This is a genomic window from Curtobacterium sp. MCBA15_005 (genome assembly GCF_001864855.1).
Taxonomy (GTDB): domain Bacteria; phylum Actinomycetota; class Actinomycetes; order Actinomycetales; family Microbacteriaceae; genus Curtobacterium; species Curtobacterium flaccumfaciens.
In genome coordinates this window covers 151,922-158,002 of sequence record NZ_MJGL01000005.1, presented here as the reverse complement: position 1 = coordinate 158,002, position 6,081 = coordinate 151,922, and the positions used below count along the sequence as shown (strand labels likewise).

Sequence of the window (6,081 nt, the reverse complement as noted above, 5' to 3'; positions counted from 1 at the left end):
GGCCCCGCACCGATCGGTGCGGGGCCTTCGTCGTTGCGCGGTGGTCAGTCCTCGGTGTCGTCGGACTCCGGGGCCGGCTTGCGGCGCAGGAGCAGCAGCACCGCGACGACCACGCCGACCAGCACGACGCCACCGGCGCCGATCCAGATCGCGTCGGACGCCGCCGAGTCGCTCGACCCCGAGGCGGTGCCGGTGGTGGTGTCCGAGCCGGCGTCGTCGTCACCAGCGGTGGCGCAGGTCGGGGGCTTCGCCGCACCCGAGGCCGGGGTGAAGCCCGACGGCGCCTTCCAGGTGAAGGGGTACTCGTCGGAGACGGTGTGCCCGTCGGCGGAGACGATCTGCCACTCGACGGTGTACTTGCCCGAGTCGCCGAGTGCGGCGGTCGTGGTCATCGACGGCCCCTCGACGTCGACGCAGCCGTCCTCGTAGTACCTGCCGTCGGGGCCGACGATGCGGAACGCGAAGCCCGACCCCGAGTCGCCGATGTCGAGCAGCCTGTCGTTCGTCGTGATGTCGAACGTCTTCGGCAGCTCGGTCAGGGTGCCGCCGACCTCCGGGTCGGACGAGATCAGGTAGTTGTGCGCGCTGGCCGGACCGGCGAGCCCGAGGACCGCGCCACCGGCGATCGCGACGGCCGCAGCGGTCCCGGCCACGAGCCTCCAGGCAGAGGACCGAGGCCGGGGCCGACGCGAGCCGCGCTGTGTCACTTGGCGGAGCTCCGACGACGCGTGCCGGCGACGGCGACGACCAGGGCGACGGCGCCGAGCACCAGGCCGCCGAGGCCGAGGAAGCGGCCGACCAGGTCGGGGTCGCTCGACGCGGTCGTGCCGGCGGCCTCGGCCGACGGGGTCGCGGCGATGGGGTCACCGTCGTCGTCCGTCGCCTCGGCGGCGGTCAGCGTGATCGAGGGGGCCGGGTGCTCGGGCTCGGCTTCGCCGGCCTTCTGCTCCTGGTTCCACTCGACGCTGCCCTTCTCGCAGGTCTGGATCGCGGGGAACTCGACCAGGTCACCGGCCTTGCCGTCCGGCAGCGAGAACGAGAGCGCGAAGGTGTCGCGCTCGTCGGCGGGCAGGGGGGCCTTCGCGGTGTACGTGACGCTGGTGACGCGCTCGGCGGCCGTCTCGGCGTGGTCCTCGTCCGATGCCGACGCCGACGGGTCGGTGTAGGGCTCGGTCGCCTTCGTGATCGTCCAGTTCGGGTTCACGGTGGGCGTGACCTCGATGACGGACTCCGGCACCTGGAACTGGATCTTCGTCGTGGGGGAGCCGTCGCAGCCGTGCGGGACCGAGAAGGTCGCCGTGGTGTACGAGTTCGCTGCGGTCGACGTGGCCGTGGCGGAGACGTGTGCGCTGGCCGCCGTGGCGCTGCCGAGGACGATGACGGCTGCGACACCGAGGGTGACGGCGCCGCCGGCGGCGAGACGCTTCTGCATGGGGTTCCTTCCGGGGTGGTTCTGCACCTGCTGTTCTACAAGATGTAGAGAAGTCCGGATCACCGTAGCAGGCTCGCACGCCCTGGGCGAACGCGCGGGCGGATTCCGGAGGGGCATCGCGGTCGGTGTCACCGGTTGCGGTTAGGCTCGTGTCCACGACGAGGTGCCCACCAGCAGCGGTGCACCAGCGGTGGTGCGACAGCGCGGCCGGCATGTCCAATCAGGGAGGCACGGGAATGGCACGCATCGGAGAGAGCGGCGATCTCCTCAAGTGCTCGTTCTGCGGCAAGAGCCAGAAGCAGGTCCAGCAGCTCATCGCCGGACCGGGCGTCTACATCTGCGACGAGTGCGTCGAGCTCTGCAACGAGATCATCGAGGAACGTCTGGCCGAAGCCGGCGAGGACACCTCGAGCGGGGACTTCGAACTGCCCAAGCCGCGGGAGATCTTCGACTTCCTGCAGGAGTACGTCATCGGGCAGGACCCGGCGAAGCGCGCCCTCGCCGTGGCCGTCTACAACCACTACAAGCGCATCCGGGCGCAGGGGCAGATCACCGCCGCCGAAGACCGCGACGACATCGAGATCGCCAAGTCGAACATCCTGCTCATCGGTCCGACCGGCTGCGGCAAGACGTACCTGGCGCAGACGCTGGCCAAGCGCCTCAACGTGCCGTTCGCCGTCGCGGACGCCACCGCCCTGACCGAGGCCGGCTACGTCGGCGAAGACGTCGAGAACATCCTCCTCAAGCTCATCCAGGCCGCCGACTACGACGTGAAGCGCGCCGAGACCGGCATCATCTACATCGACGAGGTCGACAAGATCGCCCGCAAGGCCGAGAACCCGTCGATCACCCGCGACGTCTCGGGCGAAGGCGTGCAGCAGGCGCTGCTCAAGATCCTCGAGGGCACGGTCGCCTCGGTCCCGCCGCAGGGCGGCCGCAAGCACCCGCACCAGGAGTTCATCCAGATCGACACGACGAACGTGCTGTTCATCGTGGCGGGTGCGTTCGCCGGGCTCGAGGACATCGTGTCCTCGCGCGTCGGCAAGCGCGGGATCGGCTTCGGAGCACCCCTGCACAGCGCGACCGACCACCAGGACCTGTACTCCGAGGTACTGCCGGAAGACCTGCACAAGTTCGGTCTGATCCCCGAGTTCATCGGTCGTCTGCCCGTCGTCACCACGGTGTCGCAGCTCGACCAGGCAGCGCTCATGCAGATCCTGACCGAGCCGAAGAACGCGCTGGTCAAGCAGTACCAGCGGATGTTCCAGATCGACGGCGTCGAGCTCGAGTTCGACCAGGGTGCGCTCGAGGCCATCGCGGACCTCGCCGTGCTGCGCCAGACCGGCGCCCGCGGGCTCCGGGCGATCCTCGAAGAGGTCCTCGGCCCGGTGATGTTCGACGTCCCGTCCGACGACGACGTCGCCCGCGTGGTGATCACCCGCGAGTCCGTGCTCGAGAACGCGGCGCCGACGATCGTGCCGCGGCCCCGGGCCAAGCGCGTCGAGAAGTCGGCGTAGTCCGCTTCGTCGTCTTCAGCACGAAGGCCCGCACCGTGATCGGTGCGGGCCTTCGTCGTTCGTGCGGTGCCGTGTGGCGCGGACCCGCGCGGGCCCGTCTTCGTAGGCGCGTTGTCGCGCGATCCGGCGCGGGAGCGCTGCGCACAACCAAAGTCACCCCGAACAACGCGGTTGCGCGGTTCGGGGTGACTTTGGTTGTGCGTACGGTGCCCGCGCCGCCGCGGCCCCCGGCCCCCGGCCGGCGCCTGCGGCCGCGGTGGCGCCGCCGCGCCTACTCCAGCCCGCGGCGCCGCAGCAGCGGGCCGACCTCGGCGTCGCGGCCGCGGAAGTCCCGGTACGCCTCGAGCGGGTCCTTCGCCCCGCCGACCCCGAGCAGGCGTTCCGCGAAGCGTCGACCAGCCGCACGGTCCAGCCCGCCGTTGTCGCGGAACCACTCCACGGTGTCGGCGTCGAGCACCTCGGACCAGATGTACCCGTAGTACCCGGCGTCGTACCCGCCCGAGAACGTGTGCGCGAAGTACGTCGACGAGTAGCGCGGCGGCACGGCCTCGACGGCGATGCCGGCGGACTCCAACGCCGAACGCTCGAAGTCCTCGACGGACGTCACCGCTGCGGCTTCGGCTGCCGAGAGCCGGTGCCACGCCTGGTCGAGCAGTGCTGCGGCGAGGTACTCGGTCGTGCCGAAGCCCTCGTTGAACCCCTCGGACTCGCTGAGCCCCAGGACGAGCTCGGGCGGCAGGGGTGCTCCGGTCTCGTGGTGCTTCGCGTAGTTCGCCAGCACGGACGGCCACGACAGCCACATCTCGTTCACCTGGCTCGGGAACTCGACGAAGTCCCGTTCGACGTTCGTGCCGGAGAACCGCGGGTAGGTGGTGCGGGCGATGAGGCCGTGCAGGGCGTGGCCGAACTCGTGGAAGAGCGTCTCGACCTCGTCCTGGATGAGCAGGGTGGGGGATCCGGCGGACGGCTTCGCGACGTTGAGGTTGTTGACCACGACGGGCAGGGTGCCGAGCAGCTCGGACTGCTCGACGACCGGGTTCATCCACGCACCGCCACGCTTGCCGTCACGCGTGTAGAGGTCGAGCAGGTACAGCCCGACGGGTTCGTCGTCGTCGCCGGTGACCTCGAAGACCCGGACCTCGTCGTTGTAGCCGTGCAGGTCCGGTCGCTCGGTGAACGTCAGACCGTACAGGGCGCCGGCGGCGTGGAAGACCCCGTCGTGCAGGACCCGGTCGGCCTCGAAGTACGGGCGGAGCGCGGTGCTGTCCGCGGCGAACTGCTCGCCTCGCAGGATCTCGGTGGCGTACGCCCAGTCCCACGACTCGATGTCGAACCCGACCGTGCGCGACCGGACCGCGCGCTCGTCGTCAGCGTTCCGTGCCGCGGCGCCGACGAGCGAGGACAGCAGCCCGTCGACGGCCTCGGGGGTCTTCGCCGTCTCGTCGGCGGTGACCACGGCGGCGTGGTTCGGGAACCCGAGCAGCTCGGCGCGCTCGGCGCGGAGCCGGACGATGCGGAGCAGCACGTCGCGGTTGTCGTACTCGTTGCCGCGACGACCGCGGGCGAGCGAGGCGCGCATGATCCGCTCGCGCAGGTCACGGTTCGCCAGTGACGACAGCCACGGGTGTCCGGTGTAGAGCGGCAGCGTGATGAGCCAGCCGTCCAAGCCTCGGTCCGCGGCAGCGGCGGCCGCGGCGGACTTCGCCCCGTCGTCGAGCCCCTCGAGCTCGTCCTCGTTCGTCACGTGCACGGCGGACTCGTTGGTGTCCTCGAGCAGGTTCCGCTCGAAGGTCGTCGTGAGGGTCGAGAGCTCCTGGTTGATCGCGGTCAGACGCTCCTTGCCCGCGTCGTCGAGGCCGGCGCCCGCCAAGGTCATCTCGGCGTGGGTCCGCTCGACCAGGCGCAGCGCCTCACCGGTCAGCCCGGCGGCCTCGGCACCGTCGAGGACCTCCTGTACGCGGGCGTACAGGCGGGAGTCGAGCGTGATCGCGTCGCGGTGGGCGGCGAGGAGCGGGGAGACCTCGGCCTCGAGGTCGTGCAGCTCCGGGGTCGAGTCGGCCGACGACAGCGTGAAGAACACGTGGCTGACGCGGGTCAGCAGCTGCCCGGATCGCTCGAGTGCGACCAGGGTGTTCTCGACCGTCGGGGCGTGCGGGTCGGTGGCGATGGCCTCGACCTCGGCGCGCTGCTCGGCCATGCCGGCCTCGAATGCCGGTCGGTAGTGCTCGAGTCGCACGTCGCCGAAGGGCGGCAGGGCGTAGGGGAGGGTGCTCGGGACGTCGAACGGGGTTGCCATCTGCCCACCCTATGCACGGGTGCTGGAGTCCGTTCCTTCCCATGACACCCGGACTGGGAAGCGGAATCGGGCGTACCTGGTCGAAAGAACCGACCCGGTACGCCCGGAACGACCAGGTACGCCCGAAACGGCCCGGCGAGCGCACCCGCGCCAGGCGCGACCAGCGGACGGACGGGAGGCCCGTGGCGCCGCCGCCACGGGCCTCCCGACCGCCCCGCGTCGCGTGTCAGCGCATCGCGGCGTCGATCAGTGTGACCGCGGCACGGCGCGCGTGCGCGGCCGGCGCCGTGGTGCCGGCGATGGCCGCGGTGGTCTGCGCGCCCTCGGCGAGCAGTGCGAGCTGTGCGGCGAGTTCCTCGGCGTGCTCGGGGTCGGCGACGACCTCAGCGGTGAGTCGCTGCACGAACTGCTGGAACGAGTCCTTGTGCTCGCGCGCGATCTCGGCGACCGCGGGCGAGGTCGCGCCGAGCTCGCCGAACGCGTTGATGAACCCGCAGCCGCGGAACGTGTCGTCGCCGAACCACGACTCGAGGAAGTCGTAGACCGCCAGGAGCTTGTCGCGCGGGCTGGTCGCAGCCTCGACCGCGCCGTGCACACCCTGCTCCCACATGTCGTGGCGGCCGGCGAGCACCGCGGCGATGAGCTGCTCCTTGCCGGGGAACGCCGCGTACAGCTTCTTGAGGGAGACCCCTGCGCCCGTGCGGATCTCGTCCATCCCCACGGACTGGATCCCTCGCGTGTAGAACAGCTGGTCCGCGACCTCGACGATGTGTGCTCGGACGTCCGGCTCGACGGTGCTGGTGGCCATGTGTGTACCCCGTTCCCTGAGTGTTCAC

The 6,081-nt window shown here is 70.7% G+C and carries 5 protein-coding genes; 1 reads left to right on the top strand and 4 read right to left on the bottom strand.

Features of this window, described 5'->3' with window-relative positions:
- Positions 1 to 44: 44 nt before the first annotated feature.
- Together BIU89_RS05495 and BIU89_RS05490 are read right to left on the bottom strand one after the other, a co-directional pair.
- A complete protein-coding gene (locus BIU89_RS05495) occupies positions 45 to 653 on the bottom strand; it encodes a copper resistance CopC family protein (protein ID WP_173035602.1) in 609 nt (202 codons plus the stop codon).
- Between the two features lie 50 nt (positions 654 to 703).
- Positions 704 to 1,432 carry a YcnI family copper-binding membrane protein gene (locus BIU89_RS05490; protein ID WP_071245044.1) on the bottom strand — a complete coding sequence of 243 codons (729 nt, stop codon included), beginning with the start codon at positions 1,430 to 1,432 and terminating at the stop codon, positions 704 to 706.
- A gap of 236 nt (positions 1,433 to 1,668) precedes the next feature.
- On the opposite strand from BIU89_RS05490, the gene clpX reads away from it, so the two are divergent.
- Positions 1,669 to 2,949 carry an ATP-dependent Clp protease ATP-binding subunit ClpX gene (gene clpX / locus BIU89_RS05485; RefSeq protein WP_017886000.1) on the top strand — a complete coding sequence of 427 codons (1,281 nt, stop codon included), beginning with the start codon at positions 1,669 to 1,671 and terminating at the stop codon, positions 2,947 to 2,949.
- 271 nt (positions 2,950 to 3,220) lie between these two features.
- Here the strand turns inward: clpX and BIU89_RS05480 are convergent, their stop codons facing one another.
- The gene (locus tag BIU89_RS05480) at positions 3,221 to 5,245 is read right to left on the bottom strand and encodes a M3 family metallopeptidase (RefSeq protein ID WP_071245043.1); all 2,025 of its coding nucleotides are present in this window, start codon (positions 5,243 to 5,245) and stop codon (positions 3,221 to 3,223) included.
- A gap of 226 nt (positions 5,246 to 5,471) precedes the next feature.
- On the bottom strand, positions 5,472 to 6,053 hold the full coding sequence (locus BIU89_RS05475) for a TetR/AcrR family transcriptional regulator (RefSeq protein ID WP_071245042.1): 582 nt from the start codon (positions 6,051 to 6,053) through the stop codon (positions 5,472 to 5,474).
- Between the last annotated feature and the right edge of the window lie 28 nt (positions 6,054 to 6,081).

Bases quoted from the DNA above. Each gene is read 5' to 3' on its own strand.
- BIU89_RS05490 (WP_071245044.1), bottom strand. From the start codon at position 1,432: ATGCAGAAGCGTCTCGCCGCCGGCGGCGCCGTCACCCTCGGTGTCGCA.
- clpX (WP_017886000.1), top strand. From the start codon at position 1,669: ATGGCACGCATCGGAGAGAGCGGCGATCTCCTCAAGTGCTCGTTCTGC.
- BIU89_RS05480 (WP_071245043.1), bottom strand. From the start codon at position 5,245: ATGGCAACCCCGTTCGACGTCCCGAGCACCCTCCCCTACGCCCTGCCG.
- BIU89_RS05475 (WP_071245042.1), bottom strand. From the start codon at position 6,053: ATGGCCACCAGCACCGTCGAGCCGGACGTCCGAGCACACATCGTCGAG.